Here is a 679-nt window from a genome sequence, read left to right as displayed (position 1 = left end):
CCCTGAACGGTTTACTGCGGAGCGGGTGGCCGAGAAGACGGCTCGCGATATCGAGTACTGGTTTGATATTGACGTCGACGTCTGTGGGGTTGCGGAGTTCGACGGGCTACAGCACCCAATACAGGCACAGGGAGCGGCGATTACGTGGAAATTCAGATCACAGAACGACTGAAATGTTCGAGCGAGAAACAAGCGGTTTCAATTAACGAATAGCTAGGGTTTTTCATCTTCGTTGTTTATTTAGATATCATGAAGTCGGGTGTAATCGGAATCGTCAAGGGTAAACCACGGCAGGTGGAGTCGTATCACCGTACCGTCGAGCAGGATGGTACGCCATTAACCGAGTGTATTGAGGTAACCCAGACACACGATAATGTGGGAAGTGGATTCACAGTCCAGACAGGCCGCGCAGCCGTTCAGTCGATTGTTCAGGAAGAGACCGTACAGATAACCGATCAGGGCGAGATCGCGGTTATCGAGGAGGGTCAACGTCAGACAAAATATACGGAATTCGTCTTTGTACCCGGTGAATTTGTAGTGGTCGACAGTGGCTCCGGCGTATTCCTCTTCGACATGTTGAGAGACATTGTCGGACTAGAGTCCGTTGAGAGGGCAGAGTTCGACTTGGCTGAGTTCCTGTCGGAACACAGTGAGAGTACACCTTGGCAGGTCGGGTTCT

General features: G+C 51.4%; 1 protein-coding gene. It reads left to right on the top strand.

What is annotated here, in order from left to right; all coding sequences use genetic code 11:
* Window positions 1-249: 249 nt before the first annotated feature.
* The coding region (locus tag EXE44_RS17685) for a hypothetical protein (protein ID WP_137718026.1) at window positions 250-679 on the top strand (430 nt) is incomplete at its 3' end.

The organism is Halorubrum sp. SS7, from assembly GCF_005435055.1.
Taxonomy (GTDB): domain Archaea; phylum Halobacteriota; class Halobacteria; order Halobacteriales; family Haloferacaceae; genus Halorubrum; species Halorubrum salinarum.
This window is presented reverse-complemented; position numbering and strand designations above follow the sequence as displayed.